Below are 25,391 nucleotides of genomic sequence, written 5' to 3'. Positions count from 1 at the left end.
TCTATACCATCTCAACCATCGCATTCCCGGCTTGCGCTGTGCTGAGCCGGGCTACCAAAAACGGGTAGCCCGGGCTCTACCGTTACCCCAGAATCTCCCGCACTACCGGGCCTATCGCTTCAAAGGCCTGCGGCGAGATAATCTCGACGTGGGCGCAGTTCTGGCTGAACACCTCCAGCTCGCCAACCCATGGCCCCCATGCGACCTGCGGATCCATCCCTTTCTGGCGCGTTTTCTCCGCCACAAATAGCGTTGCCTTGCCGTCAAACTTCGCACTGTGTGCGGTCGTCAACAGGCGCACCGCATCGGCGTAGTTACCTTCGATCGCGCTGAACAGCTCGCCGGAAGCCTGCCCCTGCTGAGCAGCGAGAAACGCTTCGCGCTCGCGGGCGATTTCCGCCAGCACCTCGGGATCCAGGCCGTTCGCCTCTTTCTCCGCCCAGTTTTGCGTCTCCGGCGGCCAGGTATCCAGCAGGCCGAGGAACGCCACCTCTTCGCCGCGCTGGCGTAAACGGGCGGCAATCCCCTGCGCCAGCGTTCCGCCGAGCGAATAGCCAAACAGATAGTAAGGCCCATGCGGCTGCTGCGCTAAAAGCGTGCGCAGATGGTGCTCGCAAACTTCGTCGAGGTTGGCAGCGGAAGCCATCGGCCCCGTCGGACGCGGCGACTGAATACCGGTAATTGACCAGCGCGGGTTAAGATAACGCGCCAGCACGCTGAACTGCCAGGCAAAACCGGAGGCCGGATGGAAGCAGAACAGCGTCGGACCGTCGCTCTCGCGCAGCGGCAACAGCGCATCGAAGCCCAGGCGCTGCGCCTGCTCGTCGCTCAGGTCGGAAGCCAGCAGCGCGCTCAGCTTGCCGACCGTCGAAGCGACCATCACCTGCCCCGGCGTCACCTGCCGCGCCAGCTCGCGGCTAAGCTGCGCCGCCAGCCGCATCGCCAGCAGCGAATGGCCACCGAGGGCGAAGAAATCGGCGTCGATGTCATTTACCTCGCAGCCCAGCAGCTGGCTGAACGCCGCGGCAACGGCCATTTCGGTAGCCGATTGCGGCGGGCGACCGCTGCGCTCGCTGCTTAAGGAGGGGAGCGGTAGCGCTTTACGATCCAGCTTACCGTTGGCGCTGAGCGGGAAGGATTCCAGCTGGATTAACACCACCGGCACCATGTGCGGCGGCAGCTGTTCGCTAAGACGGGCCTTCAGCGCCGCCACGTCCAGCGGCTGGCCGGACTCGCTCACCAGATAACCGACGAGCTGGCGGGCATCGCCGCCGGTGGCCGCCGCCTGATTGAAGACGCAGGCGTGGCACACCGCCTGCGCGACGTCCGGCAACGCCGCCATCACCCGGTCGATCTCGCCAAGCTCAATGCGCTGACCGCGAATTTTCAACTGATCGTCGCTGCGGCCAAGATACTCTACCGCCCCGTTATCCAGCCAGCGCGCCACATCGCCGGTGCGGTACATGCGCTCGCCGGGGGCAAACGGGTCGGCAATAAAGCGGCTGGCGGTGAGATCCGGGCGGCCCAGATACCCCTGCGCCAGCTGAATGCCCGTTAAGTACAAATCACCCGCCACGCCCGGCGGCACCGGGCGCATGGCGGCATCAAGAATACGTAATCCGGTGTTCCATACCGGCCAGCCGATAGGCACGCTGGTGCCGGTGACCGCCGCCAGCTCTGGCCCGCAGGCGGGATACCAGCTGACATCCACCGCCGCTTCCGTCGGCCCGTACAGGTTATGCAATGGCGCGCCGGTTAAGCGCTCCCATTCGCGACACAGTTCCGTCGGCAGCGCTTCGCCGCTACAGAAAACGCGTTTTAGCGTCCGGCAGGACGACACATTATCGCTATCCAGCGAGGCGACAAACGCCGCCAGCATCGACGGAACAAAGTGGGTGGTGGTCACGCCGTACTGCGCGAAGAACCGCTGCATCGCCTGTGGATCGCGATGCGCCTCCGGCGCCGCCATCACCAGCTGGGCGCCGGTCATAAACGGCCACCAGAACTCCCATACCGAGACATCAAAGCTGCACGGCGTCTTCTGCGCCACCACATCGGCGGCGGTTAACGGATAGTGATTTTGCATCCACAGCAGGCGGTTCACGATGGCGGTCTGCCCGACCATCACCCCTTTCGGCCGTCCGGTGGAACCGGAGGTGAAGATGATATACGCGGTATGTTCCGGTTTTGACAGCGCCAGCGGCGTATCATCTTCAGCAGCCAGCGGCTGCTCATAACACAAGCTGGTCAGTCCCGGAATATCGCTAAACCGGGACAGTTGATCGTCAGAGGTAATCAGCAGCGATGGCTGCGCATCTTCCAGCATCATCCGCAGACGGTCATCCGGGTAGCCGGTGTCCAGCGGCAGCCAGGCGGCGCCGGCTTCGACAATGCCGTGCAGCGCCAGCGTCAGGAACACCGAACGCGGTAAGGCAACCGCCACGCTATCCCCCGGCTTCACGCCGCGTTGCTGCAGCAGGTTGGCCAGCGCCACCACCTGCTGGCGCATTTCGCGGTAGCTAAAGCGCCAGCTGGCATCCGCCAGCGCCGGGGCATCCGGCGTTTTCCGCGCCTGTTCCGCCACCAGCGCGCTGAGGGTAGTGGTCGGCAGCGGCATCGCGGTATTGTTGATCAATGCCAGCTGCGCGCCTTCTTCCGCCGACAGCATCTCCGCCTCGCCACAGCGTAGCGCCGGGTTGGCGGCGAACTGCGCCAGCAGCGCGGTCAGCCGCGACACGTGGCGGTTCAGCGTCGCCTCATCATAACGCGCTTTATTGGCGAGGATCTCCAGCGACAGACCGCCGCGTTCGTCCGGGAACAGTGCCAGCTCGAGGTCATTCACCGGGCCGGTGGCGAGGGTATGCGTCTGCGCCTGCACGTCGTCGATATCCAACTGGTAATCAAAGACTTTGATGTTCAGCACCGGGCCAAACAGCGGTTCGTCGCCCGCCGCTTTACCGCTATCGCGGACAATTTGCTCGGCATCGTAGCGCTGATGGCGACGCATTTTTTTCAGTTGTCCGGAGAGACGCGTCGCCAGTTGCGCCAGCGTCTCCTGCGCGTCGATATTCACCGCCAGCGGCAGTACGTTGAGTACCGGGCCGGTGGCGGTCAGCGCCGCCGATCCCATGCGGCGCATAAAGATAAAGCCAGCCGCGTAATCCATTCGGCCGCACAACCGCCCCAGCCACAACGTCGTCAGCGCCAACGCCAGATCGGCGCGCTGGCACTGCGGCGCGCTGGCCGCGAGCTGGCTGAAGACAGCCGGATCGGCCTCCAGTTTCAGGCGCCAGATATCGCTGCTGGTCGCCCGGCCGGCCAGCGGCGCGTCTGATAGCGAGGCCGGAGACGGCAACGCCTGACGCTGCGCCTGCCAGAAGGCTTTATCGCGCTGCCACGCCTCGCTGCCGTAGTAGCGCTGATACTCTTCCACCACTTCGGCGAACGGCGTAAACGGTGAATCCGGCGTCTCTTCGCCGCGTTGCCAGGCACGATAAATAGCGGCGATCTGGCGGGTAATGGCCGGGAAACTAAAACCATCGACCAGTAAATGGTGATAGCGCTGATACCAGTACCAGCAGTCGTCGCCAACGCGCATGAGCTGATGGCAGACCAGCGGATTACCGCTGTCGACGCGCAGATTCTGCCCGAGATCGCTTTGCATCAGCGTCAGCGCGGACATATGCGGATCGGCCTGCTGGCGCAGGTCGACGCTTTGCGGCTCGGCAAACTCGCGCGCGTCATCAACCCACTGCCACGCTTCGCCATTATCTTCGCAAAAGCGCATGCTCAGGGTATCGGCCTGCTTAAGCCCGGCGACGATCGCCTTACTCAGCAGCGCCGGATCAAGATTGCCGCGCAGTTCAACATAGTGGGCAACGCTCCAGGCGCCGGGTAGCGTGGAGAGGCGTTCAGCCATCCAAATTCCCGGCTGCGCCGCAACCAGCGGTAAACGTGTACTCATCGAAAGCTCCTCAGGAGGCGTAGTGCGCTGGGATAAGGGTTGACCAGTTGGCGGCAAGCCAGGCGTTGCAGGCCTCTAATGACTGCGGCGGACACTCCACCGTCCAGCCTGTCGGCAGCGCGCAGTGATGCGGCCACAAACTATATTGCCCCTGTGCGTTGCGCAGAATGTAAAACTGCCCTTGCGGATTGTCGAAGGGGTTGCTGAATTGCATCTCTCACTCCTCATTAAGCGCGTGTTGTTGCCCGCGGCGCAAAGGCTGCCATAGCTGGATAAGCCCGGACGTCAGCCCGCCGCGCCAGCATAGCGCGTCATGACCGCCGTCAACCTGGCGCCAGAAAACGGACGGCGTGGTCTGCCGTAGTTGCGCGAAAAGCGCCTGGTTGGCGCGAAAAATAATCGGCTCGCGCACGCCGGCTTCCAGCCAGATACGCAGCCCCTGCGGTCGAAGCTCGCCGCGCTGCAGTTGTTCAAGTATCACTCCCGGCTGGCTACTGCCGCGCTGCGGCCACCAGTACGACCCCGACTGGCTCAGAACGCAGCCAAAACGCTGCGGCCAGTGGAGCGCGGCATACATCGCCGCCAGACCGCCGAAGCTCTGCCCCGCAACTACCGTCCTGTCGGCGCGATCGCTGAATGGCGCCACGGCCTGCACCAGCGGCAGCAGTTCTTCCTGTACCGCCAGCCAGAAATCACGATTGCAGGGCAGCTCCACGCCGCGGTGTTGATTGTCGATAACGTCGATCAGCACATAGACCGCCGGCGGCAGGCGGCCTTCCCGCGTCAGCCCCGCCAGCGGCGCAAAGACAGGCATGCTTTCGGCCCAGAACTGGCCGTCAAGCAGGACCGCCAGCGGGCGATCCGCCCCACTGCCGGTGGTGTAAATCCACACTCGTCGCTGGTTTCCTAATCGCTGGCTGCGCCATTCAATACAGCGCGGCGCTGGCGAAACCGGCTCGCGATAATGCCAACCCGGCTGTTCCGGCGCCTGCGGCAGTTCCAGCGCTGAGACCGCGTGGCCGCGCCCCCCCTTCCAGCTTTGCGGATTGCGGGGATCGGCAACCGCCCGCGGCAGCAGTTTGCGCCAGCCTTCGCGCAGTAGCGCGCGGTCCGGCGCTTCACCGTTAAAGAGCTGCGGGGAAAAATCGTCGTCGCGTTCGGAGGGAATAAAACAGTAGCTGCCGCGCCAGCTGGCGGGGAGCGTGGTTTGCCAGCACCAGGCATCGGTACCTGGGATGCGCTGCAGGGTTTGCGGCGCCGCGTTGTGGTGATGATCGGTGACGCCGGTAATGTAAATCCACACCCGCCGAATCGGCGACGTGGTTTCGCTGCCTGCCGGATCGCGCCACCAGAAGGTCACCCGATATGCGTCGCCCAGCGCCTCTGTCTGCGGGCCGGCGATCTCCCGCCACCAGTCGTCACTTCCCGTTATTTGCATTCCGTCAGTAACCCTATGTTTACCGTGATTTTTATCAACAAAGGTAATATTTATTGATAATATTATTGATAACTATTTGCATTTGCAATAGCGTATTAACGCGCCTATGGGTAGCGCGTCTTCTCATTACATTAAATCAAGGTCAGAGAGGGTCTTTTCAGAGCGTTTGGCTCGGTCGGCTACGGAAAGCGTTCACCTTCTACTGGCTACATTTATGCCGCCTCCTCTCCCGGTGGGAAGGGGCTTCTGGGGAAAGCGGCAAAGAAAAGCGGAACTGACTTACAATGAATAACAGGATTAAGTCCCTGGCCTTAATGGTCAATCTGGGTATCTACGGGGTGGCATTCCCGCTGTGCGCGGCGGAAGAAACCACCGACAGTAAACAAGCCGCCGGTGAAGAAACGATGGTGGTCACCGCCGAGGTGCAAAACCTACAGGCGCCGGGCGTTTCCACCATTACCGCCGATGAAATTCGCAAACGTCCGCCGGCGCGCGACGTCTCTGAAATCATCCGTACCATGCCGGGCGTCAACCTGACCGGCAACTCCACCAGCGGCCAGCGCGGCAACAATCGCCAGATTGATATTCGCGGTATGGGCCCGGAAAACACTTTAATCCTGATTGATGGTAAGCCCGTGACCAGCCGTAACTCTGTTCGTCTCGGCTGGCGCGGCGAACGCGACACCCGCGGCGATACCAGCTGGGTACCGCCGGAAATGATCGAACGTATAGACGTTATCCGCGGCCCGGCGGCGGCGCGTTACGGTAACGGCGCGGCGGGCGGCGTGGTCAACATCATTACGAAAAAATTCGACAACCAGTGGCATGGTTCGTGGAACGCCTACATGAACATGCCGGAGCATAAAGACGAAGGCGCGACCAAGCGTACCGACTTTAGCCTCAGCGGCCCGCTGGGCGGCGATTTCAGCTTCCGCATGTACGGTAATCTCGATAAAACCCAGGCTGACGCCTGGGATATCAACCAGGGCCACCAGTCTGAACGTACCGGCATTTACGCCGATACCCTGCCCGCCGGGCGTGAAGGGGTAGAAAACAAAAACATCAACGGCGTGGTGCGCTGGGATTTCGCGCCGATGCAGTCGCTGGAGTTTGAAGCTGGCTATAGCCGCCAGGGCAACCTGTATGCCGGTGATACGCAAAACACCAACAGCAACGATCTGGTGAAAGAGAACTACGGTAAAGAGACCAACCGTCTCTATCGCAATACTTACTCCGTGACCTGGAACGGCGGCTGGGATAACGGCGTGACCACCAGCAACTGGGCGCAGTACGAACACACCCGCAACTCGCGTAAAGGCGAAGGCCTGGCGGGCGGCACCGAGGGGATCTTCAGCAGCAACCAGTTCTCGGATATCGATCTCTCCGACGTGATGCTGCACAGCGAAGTCAATATTCCGTTCGATCTGTGGGTTAACCAGAATCTGACGCTGGGTACCGAATGGAACCAGCAGCGCATGAAGGACAACGCCTCTAATACCCAGGAACTCTCCGGCGGTGAAATCCCGGGCTACGACAGCACCGGCCGCAGCCCCTATTCAAAAGCGGAAATCTTCTCGCTGTTCGCCGAGAACAACATGGAAGTGACCGATACCACCATGCTGACGCCGGCGCTGCGTTTCGATCACCACAGCATCGTCGGTAATAACTGGAGCCCGTCGCTGAACCTGTCGCAGGGTCTGGGCGACGACTTTACCCTGAAAATGGGTATCGCTCGCGCCTATAAAGCGCCGAGCCTGTATCAAACCAACCCCAACTATATTCTCTACAGTAAAGGCCAGGGCTGCTATGCGAGTAAATCCGGCTGCTATCTGCAAGGGAATGATGACTTAAAAGCAGAGACCAGCATCAACAAAGAGATCGGCCTGGAATTCAAACGCGACGGCTGGCTGGCGGGCGTCACCTGGTTCCGTAACGATTACCGCAACAAGATTGAAGCAGGCTATGCTCCGGTTTATACCAACGGCAAAGGCACCGATCTGTACAAATGGGAAAACGTGCCGAAAGCGGTAGTTGAAGGGCTGGAAGGCACGTTGAACGTGCCGGTCAGCGAGACGGTGAACTGGACCAACAACATCACCTACATGCTGCAGAGTAAGAACAAAGAGACCGGCGATCGCCTGTCGATTATTCCGGAATACACGCTGAACTCAACGCTGAGCTGGCAGGTTTATCAGGACGTTTCTGTGCAATCGACCTTCACCTGGTACGGCAAGCAGGAACCGAAGAAGTACAACTACAAAGGCCAGCCGGTCTCCGGCAGCGAGAAGAACGAGGTCAGCCCGTATAGCATCCTCGGCCTGAGCGCGACCTGGGACGTGACCAAAAACGTCAGCCTGACCGGCGGCGTGGATAACGTCTTCGACAAGCGCCACTGGCGCGCGGGTAACGCCCAAACCACCGGCGGCGACAAGGGTTATATGTACGGCGCTGGCGCGGAGACCTATAACGAATCCGGCCGTACCTGGTATATGAGCGTCAACACCCACTTCTGATAATATTAGTGTCTGACGCCCTCCCCCCCGGGAGGGCGTTTTTTCAACCCTGCGCTATTTTCTGTACCCGCGCGACAATCGACGCTGCGTCAAAACCGTGATGTTGACGCAGCCATCCGCGATCGGCGGCCGCCGCATACTCGCCATCCGGGATCCCCAGACGCTGCAAGGCAATCCCCGCGCCCGCTTCCGCCAGCACTTCGGCGACCAGGCTCCCCAGACCGCCGTTGACGTTATGCTCTTCGACGGTAATAACTGAACGGCATGACTGCAGCGCCGCCAGCAGCGCCGCGGTATCACAGGGACGAATCGACGGCACGCTGACCACTTTCGCCTCAATACCAAGGTCGGCAAGCTGCTGCGCCGCCTCCACCACTTCGTGCACGGTTGAACCGGTCGCCACCAGCGCCACCGCAGCGCCTTCGCGCAGGGTCAGCACCGCGCCGGGCACAAAACGGTACGCTTCGTCATGCAACTCCGGCAGCGCCTTGCCGTCAAGGCGGATATAAACCGGCCCCTGATACGCCAGGGCGTAGTCGATAATCTGCCGACATTCGCGCGGCGTGGAGGGGGCGAAAATCTGGATATTGCCGAAACCGCGCATTACCGCCAGGTCGTCAATAGCATGGTGGGTACTGGCCAATGGGCCATAGCTGGCCCCGGCGTTAAGGCCAAAGAGCTTGACGTTGGTGTTGTTGTAGCAGACATCGACTTTAATCTGCTCGTTAGCGCGGGAGACAAGGAACGGCGCGGCGTTACAGGTCACCGCCACTTTACCGCCGAGCGCCAGCCCCGCGGCGGTGCCGACCATGCTCTGCTCGGCGATACCGACGTTAACCAGCCGTCCGGGGAACTGCTTAATAAAGGGAGCGATCTTGGCCGTTGAGGTGGAGTCCGCGACCACCGGCACCAGATCGACGCCCTTTTCCACCGCGGCGATAAACGCCTCGACCATCACGTTCGCCAGGTGTTCTGCATTACTCATCTTTCAGTTCCTCCAGCGCCAGTGCGATTTCCTCGCCTTTCGGCACCCGGTGGTGCCACTCCGGGCGCCCCTGGATAAAGGAGATGCCCGCGCCCTTCGTGGTGTTGGCAATAATGACGTTAGGTTTACCGTTCTGCTGCAGCCCTTCGATAGCCGCGACCACCGAGGCCATATCGTTGCCGTCGCATTCGCTGACCTCCATGCCGAAGGCCCGCCATTTATCGGCCAGCGGATCGGTATTCATAATTTCACGGGTTGGCCCGGCCAGCTGAAGATTGTTCTTATCATTAATAATGACCAGGTTATCGAGGCCATAATGGGCCGCCGCCAGCGCCGCCTCCCAGTTACTGCCTTCTGCCAGTTCGCCGTCGCCGGTGATTAAAAAGATGCGGCGGGGGCTGTTGCTTTTCTTTGCGGCCAGCGCCAGCCCCACCGCAACAGGCAAACCGTGGCCCAGCGCGCCGGTGTTAAGCTCAATGCCCGGCGTTTTCTGCCGCACCGGATGACCGGGAAGGTGCGAGTTCGCGTGCTGGTAGGTCTCCAGCCAATCGATCGGGAAAAAACCGGCTTCCGCCAGTACGCAGTAGTAGCAGCCCACCGCATGGCCTTTCGACTGGATATAGATATCGCGCTGCGGGTCGTCAAGACGATCGGGCGCCGCATTGAGTACGCGGAAATAGAGCGCGGTTAACAATTCGACCTGCGACAGGTCAGCCCCGGTGTGACCGCCAGCCGGACTATTGGCGTTTAAGCGGACAATGTGGCGGCGCACGGCGCGCGCTTTGCGCTCAAGCGTCTGGATATCAAATCTGTAGGGATTCATTTAATACCTCTGAATTTATTTTCAATATGGAATATTTATTCCAACAGGAACTAAAAAAACCAGATATCCCCATGTCGGTGGTTAGCCTTACACCACTGCGCCGTACTCAGGAACATTCTGCCTCCCGCTCCAGGTAAGCCCGGATAAACTCGTTGACTCAAAGCCACCTTGAATATATATTCAATGATGATTCTTTATTCGATTATGACCTGGCTGTTTTGTTTTTGTCCATAGTCGATTTTGATGAGTGGTAAAAATTTGACCACCATCACACTTAAGTGTGATTTTTTTTCGCGTATGATAGAAGTCACTACGATAATGGCTGCAGCTAAACGCCTGAAGAAAGGCGATAAATGATTTTCGAGGATAAATATGGCTAAGCAGGATGAACAACGGCTATTGGTGAAGATTGCCACGCTTTACTATCTGGAAGGACGAAAGCAGTCTGATATCGCCCAACTTCTCTCGCTGTCTCAGTCATTTGTCTCTCGTGCGATTACCCGCTGCCAAAAAGAGGGCGTCGTCAAAATCAGCGTCGTGCAGCCATCGAATATCTTTCTCAATCTCGAAAAGGGGCTTGAGGATCGCTACGGGCTTAAACAGGCGGTGGTGGTCGATACCGAAGAAGAGGCCAGCGACCATACCATCAAGCGGGCGATTGGCTCCGCCGCCGCGCACTACCTGGAAACCCGCCTGCGGCCAAAAGATCTGATTGGCGTCTCTTCATGGAGTTCGACCATCCGCGCGATGGTTGATGAGGTCCACGCGCAAAATCTGAAGGCCAGCGGCGTCATCCAACTGCTTGGCGGCGTCGGGCCCAACGGCAACGTGCAGGCGACGATCCTCACCCAGACGCTGGCCCAGCGTCTTAACTGCGATGCCTGGCTGCTGCCGTCGCAGAGCATCGAAGGCTCCATGGAAGAGCGCAATCGCCTGCTGGCCAGCAAAGATGTCGCCGACGTGGTTTCACGCTTTGACGAGGTCGATATCGCCATTGTCGGCATTGGAATTCTCGAACCTTCCCAGTTGCTGAAAACGTCGGGTAACTATTATCACGAAGATATGCTGCAGGTGCTGGCGGCACGCGGCGCGGTTGGCGATATCTGCCTGCACTACTACGACAAATACGGCCAGCCGGTGTTACGCGAAGATGAAGATCCGGTGATCGGCATGGCGCTGGAGAAAGTCAAAAAATGTCCGAACGTGGTCGCGCTGGCCGGCGGCACCGACAAAGTCGCGGCAATTAAAGGCGCGCTTACCGGCGGCTATATCGATGTTTTAATCACCGATTACCCCACCGCCAGACTACTGGTTAGCGACTAATCCTCCGCAGTTTTATGCCTCGTCAATCCCTGAGGCTGTTTTTCAGCAACAGGGATTGCAGAATAACTCATTATAATTCAATACATTAAATAAACACCCTCCCCGCCTTCGTGTCATATTCCCAATCTGCGAAATGTGATTGCCAGCACAATTGATGATTTTTCAGGTAGCCCATCACCGGGTTGTGGCTTAAGGTATCAAATAAATAATCACTATCGAATATATATTCAGTGATTAAAAAGCGATAACGATATGTCACATCATGGCCTGCATAGACGCATGCAATGGCCGGAGACCATCTCTGTTTCCGCCGTTCCAGGACAATGGGTGACCGAGGAGAGCATCATATGCAGGCGACAGCCAAAGAGTTCATCATTGCGCTGGATGAAGGCACCACCAACGCGAAAGCCGTGGTGCTGGACGGCAAAGGCAAGGTTAGCGTCAAGTTCTCGCAGCCGCTGGCGATCCAAACCCCGCGCGGAGGTTGGGTGGAACAATCCGGCGAGGCGCTGGTGGCGGCCTCGCTGGCGGTGATCGCCAAAGCGGTGGCTCACGTCGGCGCGGAAAACGTTGCGGCGCTGGCTATCAGCAATCAACGCGAAACCGCCATCGGCTGGTATCGCGCCAGTGGCGAACCCATTAACGCCGCCATCACCTGGCAGTGCACCCGCAGCGCCGCGTTCTGCGACACGCTGCGTCGCGATCGTCAGGAGCAGCGCATTAAGCACGCCACGGGCCTGCCGATTGCGCCGCTGTTTTCCGCCTCCAAAATGCGCTGGCTGCTGGACGCCACTCCCGATGGCTATCAGCTTGCCGCACGCGGCGAGATTTGCCTCGGCACTATCGACAGCTGGCTGCTGTGGAATTTAACCGGCGGACAATCCTTCTTCTGCGATTATTCCAACGCCGCCCGCACCCAATTGCTGAATCTGCACCGCGGCGAGTGGGATGACGAAATGCTGACGCTGTTTGGTATTCCGCGCGCTGCGCTGCCGGAGATTAAACCGTCGAGCGGGCTGTTCGGCTACACCAAAGGGCTGGCGGCGATCCCCGACGGTATTCCGGTGATGGCGATGATTGGCGACTCCCACGCCGCGCTATTCGGCCACGCCCTTGGCGAAGCTGGCTGTGTGAAAGCCACCTACGGCACAGGCTCCTCGGTGATGGCGCCGGTCCAATCGGCCCAGTGCGATATTGCCGCCCTGGCGACCACCGTCGCCTGGCACGATGGCGACCGACTGGTGTGGGGACTGGAAGGCAACATTCCCCATACCGGCGATGCGGTAGCATGGATGGCTGACAGCACCGGGCTGAGCGAACTCTCAGCAGCCGATTTGGCCCACGAGCTGAATACCCTGCCCGCCTCCGTCGATTCGACCTTAGGGGTCTACTTCGTGCCGGCGCTGACCGGGCTCGGCGCCCCCTGGTGGGATGACAGCGCCCGCGGGGTGATCTGCGGCCTCAGCCGCGGCGTCAAGCGCGCGCACCTGATCCGCGCGGCGCTGGAATCCATTACCTATCAAATCGCCGACGTGGTGGCGGCGATGCGCCAGCACGCTGAATTCACCCTGACGGCGTTAATGGTCGACGGCGGCCCAACCAACAACAACTGGCTGATGCAATATCAGGCCGACCTGCTCGGCTGCCCGGTAATGCGCAGCGATATCCCGGAGCTGTCCGCCATCGGCGCGGCGCTACTCGCCCGCAAAGCCCTCACTCCGGGCGAGACCGCCGACCTGCAAGCCTTTTTAACCGAACACAGCGCTTTTCAACCCGACATGGCCCGCCACCAGCGACTACAGCAGCGCTGGCGGGAGTGGCGCCATGCGGTAAACAGAACATTATGGAAACCGGATTCGCCAGCCTGATGCCCATCGGCGTCAGATTGAGCGACGAACCTTATTAACCCACTACAGGAGAACCCCGGCCCATAACGATGTATCACACCCCCGAATTTATTCTGGGGAAATTTCAGACCGTAAAATCCTGCCCGCTCAGGGGCTCATTTGTTCGAATATAAAAATATAGGAACAGAGTCATGAAATTACGTTTAACTCTTTTAACCGCTGCGACCCTGACTGCCTTTTCCTTTGCCGCGCATAGCGCCGAAAAAGGCACCATTATGATAATGGTTAACTCGCTGGATAACCCTTATTACGCCTCGGAAGCCAAAGGCGCCAGCGAAAAAGCGCAAGCCCTCGGCTATAAAACGACCGTGCTCTCGCATGGCGAAGATGTCAAAAAGCAAAATGAGCTGATTGATACCGCCATTGGTAAAAAGGTGCAGGGGATTATTCTCGATAACGCCGACTCCACCGCCAGCGTCGCCGCCATTGAAAAAGCCAAAAAAGCGGGCATTCCGGTGGTATTAATTAACCGTGAAATTCCGGTTGATGATGTCGCGCTGGAACAAATTACCCACAATAACTTCCAGGCCGGTTCAGAAGTCGCCAACGTATTTGTTGAGAAAATGGCGGAAAAAGGCAAATACGCCGAACTGACCTGCAACCTCGCCGATAATAACTGCGTCACCCGTTCTAAATCCTTCCACCAGGTGATTGACCAGTACCCGGATATGGTCAGCGTGGCAAAACAGGATGCCAAAGGCACCCTGATCGACGGCAAACGCATAATGGATAGCATTCTCCAGGCTCACCCGGATGTCAAAGGGGTGATCTGCGGTAACGGCCCGGTGGCCCTTGGCGCCATCGCGGCGCTAAAAGCGGCCAATCGTAACGATGTGATCGTCGTCGGTATCGACGGTAGCAACGATGAACGCGATGCGGTGAAGGCCGGTACGCTACAGGCGACCGTGATGCTCCAGGCGCAGGCCATCGCCGCCCAGGGCGTTACCGATCTGGATAACTACCTGCAAAAAGGCGAGAAGCCGGCGAAGCAGCGCGTGATGTTCCGCGGCATTCTGATTACCCAGGATAACGCAGATAAAGTTCAGGACTTCAACATCAAGTCCTGAGTTCGGGTGGTTGCGCCCCTGCGGGGGCGCAGAGGAGAGCATTATGTACAAGAAAACCTGTCTCGCGCTTGCCGTTCTGGCGCTTGGCGGCTGCCGCATCGTCTCGCAGCAGGAACTGGCAGACCTGAAATCCCCGCCCAATCCGCATATGGCGAACATCGATAAAACCTGGCAGCAGAGCATCGTGCCGCAGGTGGTCGCCAACGCCCGCCCGGCGGCGGAGTTGATGAGCGCGCTGAAGGCGCAAAAAGATATCGATAGCGCCTGCAAAGCGCTGGGCTACCGCGCCCAGGACGAAAACCCGTGCATCTTTTACGTTAAGGTGACAGGCGCCGTCAGCAAGCTGGATAGCGCCTCGCGTAGCGGCAAAATGACCCTTGCCGATGGCAGCATCGGTAATGTAGTGGTGCAGATTGGCCCTACTCTGCGCGGCACCCTGCTGCGCGACGGTTACCGCGGCGCCAGCTACCAGGACTTTAACGACCAGGTGCTGTTTGGCGAATACAGCAAAAATATTAATAGTCAGGCGGTCAAAATGATTCAGGCGGCCAACCTGAAAACCGGCGACAACGTAGAAGTGTATGGCGTCTTTTCGGCCTGGGATATTCCACAAACTATTCCGGAAATCACCCCGGCGAAAATCGTTCATCCGGGAGGTCAATAATATGACGCCGCAAGATATCGTCGCTCCCCAACCAGTCGAATCTGAAGTGATTATCGAAACCCGTGGCCTTTCGCGCATTTATCCCGGCGTGACCGCGCTGGATAACGTGAATTACCGGGTCTATCGAAATAAGGTTAACGTTCTGATCGGAGAAAATGGTGCGGGTAAATCCACCATGATGAAAATGCTTGCCGGCGTTGAAACGCCCTCCTCCGGTCAAATTATTCTCGATGGCGAGGCGGTGACTTTAAACTCTACCCATCAGGCAGAGAAATTCGGCATCAGCATTATTTTCCAGGAACTGAATTTATTCCCCAATATGAATGTGATGGACAACATATTCATGGCTAATGAATTCTTTCAGAAAGGACGCATCAACGAGAAATATCAATATGCGTTAGCTAAATCGCTACTGGAGCGGCTGGAGCTCGACGTCGATCCCTACACGCAGCTGGGCGAACTGGGGATTGGCCATCAGCAGTTGGTTGAAATCGCCCGTGCGCTATCAAAAGACACCCGCGTGCTGATTATGGATGAACCCACCTCGGCGCTGAGCCAGTCCGAGGTCAAAGTGCTGTTTAAGGTCATCGAGCAGCTTAAGCGCCGCGGCGTCACCATTATCTATATTTCGCATCGCCTCGAAGAGCTGATGGAGATTGGCGACAACATCACCATTTTCCGCGACGGTCGCTTTATCAGCGAACGCAACGTCAGCGACGCCAGCGTTCCGTGGATCATCGAACAGATGGTCGGCGATAAGAAAAAGCACTTTGATTATCAGCCCGCGCCAAAAGGCAACGCGGTGCTTGACGTCAAGGGGCTGACCGCGTTGCATCCGAGCGGCGGCTACAAACTCAATGATGTCACCTTTACCCTCAGCAAAGGCGAAGTGATCGGCATTTACGGCCTGCTGGGCGCCGGGCGCACCGAGCTGTTTAAAGGGCTGGTTGGCTTGATGCCCTGCCAGAACGGCGAGGTACATCTTAACGGCGAAAGCATCGGCAAATCTCGCTTTCAACACCGCCTGAAAAAGGGGCTGGCGCTGGTGCCGGAAGACCGTCAGGGCGAAGGCGTGGTGCAGATGATGTCGATTCAATCCAACATGACGCTCTCTGATTTTAGCCTGCAGGGTTTTCGCCGCGCCTGGCGGTGGCTGAATCCGCAGAAAGAAGAGTCCTGCGTAAAAGAGATGATTCAGCAATTGGCTATCAAGGTGAGCGACGCCAATTTGCCCATCACCTCGCTGAGCGGCGGCAATCAACAAAAAGTGGTGCTGGGTAAGGCGCTGATGACCCAGCCGCAGGTGGTGTTCCTCGACGAACCGACGCGCGGTATCGACGTCGGCGCAAAAACCGATGTCTATCACCTGATCGGCAAAATGGCCCAGCAGGGGCTGGCGGTTATGTTCTCCTCTTCGGAGCTGGATGAAGTGATGGCGCTGGCCGACCGCATCCTGGTGATGGCCGATGGCCGCATTACCGCCGATTTACCGCGCCATGCGGTGACCCGCGAAAAGTTAATCGCGGCTTCAACACCTCAAGATTAATCAGGCTGGAATCCATCATGAACCAGAAATATATGATTTATATGTACCTGCTGAAGGCCAGAACCTTCATCGCCCTGCTGCTGGTGATCGCATTCTTCAGCGTGATGGTACCGAACTTCCTGACCGCCTCTAACCTGCTGATCATGACCCAGCACGTGGCGATTACCGGCCTGTTGGCCATCGGTATGACGCTGGTGATCCTCACCGGCGGCATTGACCTGTCCGTCGGCGCGGTGGCGGGTATCTGCGGGATGGTCGCGGGCGCGTTGCTGACCAACGGGTTGCCTCTATGGAACGGCGACATCATCTTCTTTAACGTCCCGGAAGTGATCCTTTGCGTCGCGGTCTTCGGCGTGCTGGTGGGGCTGGTTAACGGCGCGGTGATTACCCGCTTCGGCGTCGCGCCGTTTATCTGCACCTTAGGGATGATGTACGTCGCCCGCGGCTCCGCGCTACTGTTTAACAACGGCAGCACCTACCCGAACCTCAACGGCATGGAAGCGCTGGGCAATACCGGTTTCGCCACGCTGGGCTCCGGTACCCTGCTTGGAGTTTATCTGCCGATCTGGTTGATGATCGGCTTCCTGGTATTGGGCTACTGGCTGACCACCAAAACGCCGCTTGGTCGCTACATCTACGCTATCGGCGGCAACGAATCCGCCGCTCGCCTCGCCGGCGTACCGATCGTCAAAGCCAAAATTTTCGTCTACGCCTTCTCCGGCTTGTGCGCCGCCTTCGTCGGCTTGATCGTCGCCTCCCAGCTACAAACCGCCCACCCGATGACCGGCAACATGTTTGAGATGGACGCCATCGGCGCCACCGTGCTCGGCGGAACCGCGCTGGCAGGAGGCCGCGGCCGGGTGACCGGCTCGATTATCGGCGCCTTCGTGATCGTCTTCCTCGCCGACGGCATGGTGATGATGGGCGTTAGCGACTTCTGGCAGATGGTCATTAAGGGCCTGGTGATCGTCACCGCCGTTGTCGTCGACCAGTTCCAGCAGAAGCTGCAGAACAAAGTCATCCTGATGCGCCGCCACGAAGAGAAGCTGGCCGCCATCCCGCCGAACGGCGCCACCTCCAGCTAATCGGCAACCGTATACACGTATTCCGCCGGGCCTGGCGCCCGGCTTATCGAAAGGGAAAAAATATGCAACGAGATTTCCATAATAAAACGGTGGTTATCACCGGCGCCTGCCGCGGCATCGGCGCAGGTATTGCGGAGCGCTTTGCCCGCGACGGCGCTAATCTGGTGATGGTCTCCAACGCCGAGCGCGTTCACGAGACCGCCGAAATCCTGCGTCAGCGCTATCAGGCGGATATTTTATCGCTGCAGGTCGATGTGACCGATGAAGCCCAGGTACAGTCGCTGTATGAGCAGGCCGCCGCGCGCTTCGGCACCATTGACGTCTCCATTCAGAACGCCGGGGTGATCACCATCGATTACTACGATCGGATGCCAAAAGCCGATTTTGAAAAAGTGCTCGCGGTTAACACCACCGGCGTGTGGCTGTGCTGCCGCGAGGCCGCTAAATATATGGTGAAACAGAACCACGGCAGCCTGATTAACACCTCTTCCGGCCAGGGGCGTCAGGGCTTTATCTACACGCCGCACTACGCCGCCAGCAAAATGGGCGTGATCGGTATTACCCAAAGCCTGGCCCACGAACTGGCGCCGTGGAACATCACCGTCAACGCCTTCTGCCCCGGCATTATTGAAAGCGAAATGTGGGATTACAACGATCGCGTGTGGGGAGAAATTCTCAGCACCGAGCAAAAGCGTTACGGCAAGGGCGAACTGATGGCGGAATGGGTCGAAGGGATCCCGATGAAGCGCGCCGGTAAGCCGGAAGACGTAGCCGGGCTGGTGGCCTTCCTCGCCTCCGACGATGCACGCTACCTCACCGGGCAGACCATCAATATCGATGGCGGTTTGATTATGTCCTGAACGCGATAGCCCGGATAAGGCGCTACGCGCCGCCATCCGGGAAAGCGGGCTCCCGACGTTCGACACTATATTGAAGAGAGTAATCACTATGATCGGCAAAGACTTTGCACAGCAGCTGTTTAACCTACAGGAGCGCGTCGCTTTCGTGACCGGCGCCGGCAGCGGCATCGGCCAAACCATCGCCTGCGCGCTCGCCAGCGCCGGCGCGCGGGTGGTCTGTTTTGATCTTCGCGACGACGGCGGGCTGGCGGAAACGGTCAGCCATATTGAATCCATCGGCGGCCAGGCCTGTTCTTATACCGGCGATGTCCGCCAGCTTGCCGACCTGCGCGCCGCCGTTGCGCTGGCCAAAAGCCGCTTTGGCCGCCTCGATATCGCCGTTAACGCCGCCGGTATCGCCAACGCCAATCCGGCCCTGGAGATGGAAAGCGAGCAGTGGCAGCGGGTTATCGACATCAACCTCACCGGCGTATGGAACTCCTGCAAAGCAGAAGCGGAATTGATGCAGGAGTCCGGCGGTGGATCGATTATCAATATCGCCTCGATGTCGGGGATTATCGTGAACCGTGGCCTCGATCAGGCGCATTACAACTGTTCGAAAGCCGGCGTTATTCATCTGTCGAAAAGCCTGGCCATGGAGTGGGTTGATAAAGGGATCCGCGTCAACGCCATCAGCCCAGGCTATACCGCCACGCCGATGAATACCCGCCCGGAGATGGTGCATCAGACCCGCGAGTTTGAAAGCCAGACCCCGATGCAGCGCATGGCGAAGGTAGAAGAGATGGCCGGCCCGGCGCTGTTCCTCGCCAGCGACGCCGCCTCATTCTGCACCGGCGTGGATCTGGTGGTCGACGGTGGGTTTGTCTGCTGGTAAAACCGGTCTTGCCCCGGCTAACGATGCACAAGCCGGGGCGTTTTCTTTCCGCACGCACCTCTCCCGGCGCAATTTTCTTCAGCCGTCTTGCACATCTATGCAGAGCACATGATGGATCATGAAGATGGCTCATGCAGTATTGAAATTAACTCTCTTTCACTCACTCAATGACTCTGGCAAAAATAGTCTTCAGCAACTGCAGACAATATGAATGCTACTGAATAATAAATCCAGATAAATCGCAAGGTCATTCTGGGAATGTGAAATACCTGCATTTTTATATCAGAACCCAGGGTGGAAAGAGACGATGACAGACTTTACCTTTACGATTAAACGTAGTCGTTTTGATGAACACTATAACCCGGCGGAAAATACGCGTATTACCACCAATTTTGCCAACCTGGCGCGGGGCGAAAACCGTCAGCAGAACCTGCGCAATGCGCTGGCAATGATTGATAATCGCTTTAATAACCTGGTGCAGTGGGACAACCCGAACGGCGACCGCTACTCCGTCGAGCTCGATATCATCTCGGTCGAAATGAATATTAGCGATAACGGCCATAATGCGGCATTCCCGGTGATTGAGATTCTGCAAACCAATATTATTGATAAAGCCACCAACGCGCGAATCGAAGGTATTGTTGGGAATAACTTCTCCTCTTATGTGCGCGATTATGATTTTAGCGTATTACTGCCGGAATATAATAAAGATAAAGCAACATTCAGCGTGCCGGAAAATTATGGCGTTCTGCATGGCAATATTTTCAAACATTTCATACGCTCTGCCGAATACCATGAATGTTTTAAAAAGTCGCCGGTCATCTGCCTGAGCGTATCTAATAAGCATACCTATCGCCGGACCGGCAATCAGCACCCTATTCTCGGCGTCGAGTACCAGCAGGATGGCGTGGCGCTGACCGAGGCCTATTTCAATAAGATGGGCCTGCAGGTGCGTTACTTTATGCCGGCCAATAGCGTAGCGCCGCTGGCCTTCTTCTGCGCGGGCGATCTGCTCAGCGATTACAGCAACCTTGAGCTTGCCAGCACTATTAGCACGATGGAGACGTTCCAGAAGATTTATCGCCCGGAAATTTATAACGCTAACTCTGCGGCCGGGCAGTGCTATCAGCCGAACCTGAATAATCAGGATCATTCGTTGACCCGGATTGTTTATGACCGCGAAGAGCGCAGCCGCCTGGCGATTGAACAGGGCAAATTTACCGAACAACAGTTTATTAAGCCGTACCAGCATATTCTTGAGCAATGGTCAGCTCATTACGCTCTCTAAATCATAAAAAAATAAAGGTCACCTGTATGAAAACATTGCTCCCGACATCCACCGCAGGCAGTTTACCGAAACCGACCTGGCTGGCGCAGCCTGAGACGCTGTGGTCACCGTGGAAATTACAGAATGAAGAGTTAGTATTGGGCAAACGCGATGCGCTGCGTTTATCGCTCGACGATCAGCTGCGCGCAGGCATTGATATCGTCAGCGATGGCGAGCAGACGCGTCAGCACTTTGTCACCACCTTTATTGAACATCTTAGCGGCGTCGATTTTGAGAAACGGCAAACGGTAAGAATTCGCAACCGCTATGACGCCAGCGTGCCGACCGTAGTCAGCGCCGTCGAGCGCCAGCAGCCGGTGTTTGTGGAAGATGCAAAATACCTGCGTCAACTCACCAACAAACCGATTAAATGGGCCCTGCCTGGGCCAATGACGATGATCGATACGCTGTATGACAATCACTATAAAAGCCGTGAAAAGCTGGCCTGGGAATTTGCCAAAATTCTCAACCAGGAAGCCCGGGAATTAGAGGCCGCCGGGGTAGATATTATTCAGTTTGATGAACCCGCGTTTAACGTCTTCTTTGATGAAGTCAATGACTGGGGGATCGCCGCGCTGGAAAGAGCCGTTGAAGGGCTGAAATGCGAAACCGCCGTGCATATCTGCTATGGCTACGGTATTAAGGCCAATACCGACTGGAAAAAAACGCTCGGCTCCGAATGGCGCCAGTATGAAGAGGCGTTCCCGAAACTCCAGACCTCCTCTATCGATATTATTTCGCTGGAGTGCCACAACTCGCGCGTACCGATGGACCTGCTGGAGCTTATCCGCGGTAAGAAAGTGATGGTCGGAGCTATCGATGTGGCGACCAACGCCGTTGAGACGCCAGAAGAGGTGGCCAGCACGCTACGCAAAGCCCTGCAGTTCGTTGACGCCGACAAGCTCTATCCATCAACCAACTGCGGCATGGCGCCGTTATCGCGTCAGGTCGCCAGCGGTAAGCTACATGCGCTAAGCGCCGGGGCGGATATTATTCGCCGGGAGCTGGCGGCGAAATAATCGCCGCCCGCCGTTCACTTCTGAAAATAAAACAGGATCCGCTCACATCTGGATCCTGTTGTTAGCTATGGCTTCCTCAAAGAAAGAACGACTAAGCGCTAGTTAATCTTTTCAATTTTAGGCGGCTGCCAGGTTCCATCCAGAATCGGTTTCTCTCCCCAGTATGCGCGAATATAGAGCGAGAATGTCCCATCCGGCGCCGGAAGCCAGTTGTTGATTTTGTCTGCAGCCGGACGATCTTTGCTGACGTAAAGCGTCAGCGAGCCATCATTATTAAATTTGAGATCCTTATTCTTGGTACCCAAAGAATAACGATTAAGCTCATTCGGGCTGAAGAGATGCTTACTGTTATACAGTGTCAGCGACCAGAAGCCTTTCACCGGCGGCAATTCGCCTTTCGGGAAAGTAACGGTATAAGCATGATCGCCCGAAAGCTGAACGCCGCCCGCATCATTATCCGTGTAGAAATATTGCGTTTCGTCCGGCTTATTATCGAACATGTTTGACTTCGCGGTGCCGGTACGGTTGTAGTAATCAACACCAAACTGGGCGTTGTTCTTCGAACGATTCCAGCCGTTGCCTGCCGGAACACCGTTATTTTTCCATTTAAAGAACTCGGCGATAACCGTTTTATCGGTCTCAACGGCTGCTTCATCCATCCACTTACGGATTTGCGGATCTTTCTTACCGGCTTCAATCAAATGACGATACTGGGCGTACATCGCCTCTTCACCCGGCAACGGCGCAACTTTATTCAGTACATTCGCTAGCTGATCGAAATATTTTTCCGGAACCACCCATTTCGTCTCACCGGCGTTTGGATCCGGTTTATCGCCAATTGCCGGAATTTTCGCGTATTCATAAGACTTCATTTTGCCGTTGAATTCGCTGAGCGGGTACGACATCACCTCTTTAATTGGCGCCTGGATAGCGGCACGATCTTCCGGTGTATCATCCATCTGGATACGCGGGATCATATTCGCCATCTCGGTAGACGAGTGGATCACCCCGTTAAATCCTTTCGGCGTTTCGCCTTTCCAGTTTGGCCCGACAAGCAGATAGAAACCCGGTTTAGTCGCGTAAGGTTTACCGACGTTACCGATCTGGTTAGTACGCGCGTCATAAATCGCATATACCCAGAAACGATCGCCAAAATCAGGCACCTGAATGACGACCGGCTCTTTATCCAGTTCATAAAAACCTAATCCATATGCCACGTCCTGGTTAGGACAGGTGACAAAGGTCTCCTGCGGTTTGATGTAGTCGGTCAGCATGCTCAACTGACCCATCGGCGCCACCGGAACCATCCCGCCATTAAGCGCTGGGTAAGGTGCTTTAGTGATGGTTTCACGACGGTTAAACTGGTTAACCATCGGCCACCCCCAGATATAGGCCTGTTGAGCAATTGCTTTCACGTACGCCTCAGGCATTTTGACATCGGTCGGCGTAGTCGCTAACTGGTCAAACTGAGTGGGGTGAGGGATAGTTAACGGCGCCGATTGTGCCGCCGCGCCAGCGCTGAACGCCAATGCGGTCAGCAGTGCCAGAGATTTGAGTTTCATTATTTTTCCCTTCGTATTCATTTATTTGTCTGAACCAGATCGTCAGGTACCCAAGTCTGATCGTAGAAACCGTCTTCGGTGCCATATAGCCTGAGGGCAACGAGGAAGTTGCGATCCGGTACCGTCTTGATAAAGGCGTTATCCGCCACACCATCCGGTTTTTGCGGACCAAACCAGATATCAATCGAGCCGTCGCTGTTTTTCGGCAGATTGTAATAACCATTGGTGGATGGCAGTAACTGGTCGGTTTCCGGCATAGTGCCATCGGTAATGTTGTAAGCCGTTACTGCCCAGAACAATGCGGCTGGCGGATTAGGCGGCAGATGCAGCTTATACGTATTGCCGCCGTTGAGGAATTTGCCCTCTTTGTCTCGGGTGGTATAAGGATATTTCGAACCCGCCCCCGTGGTATGCATCACCATCGCCGCTGCGCTGGAATACGCAATCTGGAAGAACGCCGCGCGCTGATTTTCATCCAGGGTACCGTATTGCATCCACTCAGCGGTAGCGCCTGCCCAGGAGTTTTCGTACTGACGGTCTTTGTAGTACAACTGACGCTGATCGTCTCGGCCAACCTGACGACGGGCGAGGATCATCCGCGGTGCCGTTTCTACCGCTTTCTTCAGCAGTTCTTGCTGTTTCGCCGTAGGCTTAAACGGTTTTCCTTTAACAATACCGATACTCAATAACGCGCTGCGGGTATCTTCCGGGATAGCGGTCAGCGGTTCATAATCGACGAAGTCTTTGAGTTTTTTCCAGTAGTTGTTGTCCGTTGGATACATCATGTTGACACGCTTACCGCTGGCATCAGGGAACTGCATTGGTTTGACTTCTTTTTCAACATCCCAGAGCGGATAAATACGGGTAGTTTCCGCATTTTTGACCGCCGGCGCTGGGTCAGGTTTGCCCTCTCCTTTACCCATAATGGTGCGGAAGAACAGGAATACGTTGTAGGTGGAAGATTTAAATGCGTAATACCCCTGCGGAACTGGGCCGTTATAATCTGGCGGTAACAGCAGGTATAACCCACCACGAGCACGATCGGGACCAATGGCGCCGACATCGGTGATAGTTTTCTGGAAGAAGTCCGTAAACATGCCGATGACATTCGCCGGGGCCTTAATCACTAATGGACCCGTTTCTTTCAGATCCAGATAGCTCATGGAGTAGATGACATCACCATTTGGCGTGGGCACCACCGCCCGGCTGTCCATACGCTCCTTCCAAATTGGCAGCACGTTATAGCCTTTGCCGAATGCCGCTTCTGAACCATCGCGTAAACCAATAGTGTTCAACAGAGGCAGCGTCTGAATGTAGGCGTGGATTGCATCCTGATAATAGAGCTCATCGCTTAGCGATTGCGCTTCCTGTTGCGGTAGCCAATTGCCGTTATTTAATTGTTTCATCAGCGGTGAAAGCGGCGCGCTGGCAGGGGCTGCAAACGCCGAACTACTGCTAAGGCAAGCAAACAGCACTGCGCTTGCGATAAGGCGCAGGGCCGGTTTTTTCTTGGTCATCATATACTCCATCAGGTAAGCGTCAATCCACTAAGCATAGACACTAATTCTCGAAAAAATATAGTGTTACTAACATTTTTGACGGCACGCTATGTAGCACTGGAAATGAGAAGTTAAGGATTGGATAGCCGTAACTCATCCAAACTCACTTAAGTTTAATGACTGCAGCATTTCAAAAAAGTCCCGGTGGGGACCTTTTGTAAAAAAAATGGCCTGGAGATTGATACCATGTCGCTAAACTGACATAGTGCTCTGTGCTCAGGAGGGACCGTATCGATGTTAGCCTTTGAAACTATTCATGAATTCTACCGCAAACAGAATTTTAGCGAACATCGTCACCGCGTGATCGAGGCAGGCATTCGATTTAATATGAAATCAAATGAAATCCTCAATATGGAGAAAAATTTTATTTACTATGTTGATACTGGGGTAATGTCTATCGCCGTTGATGACGATGAGCGAATTATCGGTACAACCATTGAATATATGCCGATTGGGCTTTTAGAAAGATTTTGCCCTATCGCTCAATTCCGTTACTCCGCGCTCACCCCAACTTCCATGATTAAAATTTCTCAACAAGAGTTTGATCGGATATTTTTTGGCAATACAAAAGAGTATATGCAAGAACTCGCAGCGATCCTTTCGTATATGCTGATTTTTATTCTGGATGTGCATGTAGAGCGCAGAACAGACTCTGGCTATCATACAATCAAGGCGATGTTGCATCGTTACATGTATCGTAGAAGCGTTAATTCATTTGAAAGGGAAGGCATTGCCAATTTTATTATTCGTAGAACCAACCTTTCCAGAAGCTATGTTTTCCGTGTTTTGGCAGAATTGAAAGAAGGCCAATACATTACAATACAGAAAGGAAAATTGATCGCTATTAACCGGAAGCTACCCAATGATTTTTAACT

Annotated in this window: 19 protein-coding genes; 12 read left to right on the top strand and 7 right to left on the bottom strand. The window is 56.4% G+C overall.

Annotated elements, in window-relative coordinates:
• Nucleotides 1–82: 82 nt before the first annotated feature.
• Genes entF through fes form a run of 3 tightly spaced genes read right to left on the bottom strand, consistent with a single transcriptional unit; the run spans nt 83 to nt 5,450 of the window.
• Nucleotides 83–3,964, bottom strand: coding sequence for an enterobactin non-ribosomal peptide synthetase EntF (entF, locus tag AC2CGP_RS11240; RefSeq protein ID WP_213759373.1), 3,882 nt, complete (start codon nt 3,962–3,964; stop codon nt 83–85).
• A gap of 10 nt (nt 3,965–3,974) precedes the next feature.
• Entirely contained in the window at nt 3,975–4,178 is a 204-nt protein-coding gene (locus tag AC2CGP_RS11235) for an MbtH family protein (RefSeq protein WP_015367778.1), read from the bottom strand.
• A 3-nt stretch (nt 4,179–4,181) separates the two neighbouring features.
• On the bottom strand, nt 4,182–5,450 hold the full coding sequence (gene fes / locus AC2CGP_RS11230; protein ID WP_225317915.1) for an enterochelin esterase: 1,269 nt from the start codon (nt 5,448–5,450) through the stop codon (nt 4,182–4,184).
• 236 nt (nt 5,451–5,686) lie between these two features.
• Between fes and fepA the strand changes: the two genes are divergently transcribed.
• Nucleotides 5,687–7,915: a siderophore enterobactin receptor FepA gene (fepA, locus tag AC2CGP_RS11225; protein ID WP_015704704.1), complete on the top strand. Its 2,229-nt coding sequence runs from the start codon at nt 5,687–5,689 to the stop codon at nt 7,913–7,915.
• A 43-nt stretch (nt 7,916–7,958) separates the two neighbouring features.
• On the opposite strand, the gene AC2CGP_RS11220 is transcribed toward fepA, so the two are convergent.
• On the bottom strand, nt 7,959–8,900 hold the full coding sequence (locus AC2CGP_RS11220; protein WP_045361960.1) for a transketolase family protein: 942 nt from the start codon (nt 8,898–8,900) through the stop codon (nt 7,959–7,961).
• A complete protein-coding gene (locus AC2CGP_RS11215) occupies nt 8,893–9,723 on the bottom strand; it encodes a transketolase (protein ID WP_015367782.1) in 831 nt (276 codons plus the stop codon). The genes AC2CGP_RS11220 and AC2CGP_RS11215 overlap by 8 nt, the downstream gene beginning before the upstream one ends.
• Before the next feature lie 372 nt (nt 9,724–10,095).
• On the opposite strand from AC2CGP_RS11215, the gene AC2CGP_RS11210 reads away from it, so the two are divergent.
• The 10 genes from AC2CGP_RS11210 (at nt 10,096) to AC2CGP_RS11165 (ending at nt 21,395) form a co-directional block, all read left to right on the top strand.
• On the top strand, nt 10,096–11,046 hold the full coding sequence (locus tag AC2CGP_RS11210; protein WP_015367784.1) for a sugar-binding transcriptional regulator: 951 nt from the start codon (nt 10,096–10,098) through the stop codon (nt 11,044–11,046).
• Between the two features lie 347 nt (nt 11,047–11,393).
• The gene (locus AC2CGP_RS11205) at nt 11,394–12,914 is read left to right on the top strand and encodes an FGGY family carbohydrate kinase (protein ID WP_126027577.1); all 1,521 of its coding nucleotides are present in this window, start codon (nt 11,394–11,396) and stop codon (nt 12,912–12,914) included.
• A gap of 170 nt (nt 12,915–13,084) precedes the next feature.
• Entirely contained in the window at nt 13,085–14,020 is a 936-nt protein-coding gene (locus AC2CGP_RS11200; protein WP_015367786.1) for a D-ribose ABC transporter substrate-binding protein, read from the top strand.
• 43 nt (nt 14,021–14,063) lie between these two features.
• Nucleotides 14,064–14,684 carry a DUF2291 family protein gene (locus AC2CGP_RS11195; RefSeq protein ID WP_058674156.1) on the top strand — a complete coding sequence of 207 codons (621 nt, stop codon included), beginning with the start codon at nt 14,064–14,066 and terminating at the stop codon, nt 14,682–14,684.
• Nucleotide 14,685: 1 nt separating this feature from the next.
• Nucleotides 14,686–16,230, top strand: a complete 1,545-nt coding sequence (locus tag AC2CGP_RS11190; RefSeq protein WP_047047098.1) for a sugar ABC transporter ATP-binding protein — start codon at nt 14,686–14,688, stop codon at nt 16,228–16,230.
• A gap of 17 nt (nt 16,231–16,247) precedes the next feature.
• Nucleotides 16,248–17,315, top strand: coding sequence for an ABC transporter permease (locus AC2CGP_RS11185; protein WP_015367789.1), 1,068 nt, complete (start codon nt 16,248–16,250; stop codon nt 17,313–17,315).
• A gap of 62 nt (nt 17,316–17,377) precedes the next feature.
• The gene (locus tag AC2CGP_RS11180; protein ID WP_045361948.1) at nt 17,378–18,175 is read left to right on the top strand and encodes an SDR family oxidoreductase; all 798 of its coding nucleotides are present in this window, start codon (nt 17,378–17,380) and stop codon (nt 18,173–18,175) included.
• Nucleotides 18,176–18,263: 88 nt separating this feature from the next.
• Nucleotides 18,264–19,049 (top strand): SDR family oxidoreductase, encoded by a 786-nt coding sequence (locus AC2CGP_RS11175; protein ID WP_032707593.1) that lies wholly within the window; start codon nt 18,264–18,266, stop codon nt 19,047–19,049.
• Nucleotides 19,050–19,356: 307 nt separating this feature from the next.
• On the top strand, nt 19,357–20,337 hold the full coding sequence (locus tag AC2CGP_RS11170) for a DUF1852 domain-containing protein (protein ID WP_045411852.1): 981 nt from the start codon (nt 19,357–19,359) through the stop codon (nt 20,335–20,337).
• Nucleotides 20,338–20,363: 26 nt separating this feature from the next.
• Nucleotides 20,364–21,395, top strand: a complete 1,032-nt coding sequence (locus AC2CGP_RS11165; RefSeq protein WP_015367793.1) for a methionine synthase — start codon at nt 20,364–20,366, stop codon at nt 21,393–21,395.
• Between the two features lie 98 nt (nt 21,396–21,493).
• Here the strand turns inward: AC2CGP_RS11165 and AC2CGP_RS11160 are convergent, their stop codons facing one another.
• Together AC2CGP_RS11160 and AC2CGP_RS11155 are read right to left on the bottom strand one after the other, a co-directional pair.
• Complete coding sequence (locus AC2CGP_RS11160) at nt 21,494–22,957, bottom strand: DUF1254 domain-containing protein (protein ID WP_020079387.1); 1,464 nt, start codon at nt 22,955–22,957, stop codon at nt 21,494–21,496.
• 17 nt (nt 22,958–22,974) lie between these two features.
• A complete protein-coding gene (locus tag AC2CGP_RS11155; RefSeq protein WP_484502342.1) occupies nt 22,975–24,474 on the bottom strand; it encodes a DUF1254 domain-containing protein in 1,500 nt (499 codons plus the stop codon).
• A 276-nt stretch (nt 24,475–24,750) separates the two neighbouring features.
• Between AC2CGP_RS11155 and AC2CGP_RS11150 the strand changes: the two genes are divergently transcribed.
• Nucleotides 24,751–25,389, top strand: coding sequence for a helix-turn-helix domain-containing protein (locus AC2CGP_RS11150; RefSeq protein ID WP_020079389.1), 639 nt, complete (start codon nt 24,751–24,753; stop codon nt 25,387–25,389).
• The last annotated feature ends 2 nt before the right edge of the window (nt 25,390–25,391 follow it).

The sequence above is a fragment of the Klebsiella sp. SYXHC3 genome (genome assembly GCF_057196925.1).
Note: the sequence above shows the minus strand (reverse complement) of the source record. Positions and strands in the feature narration are given on the sequence as shown.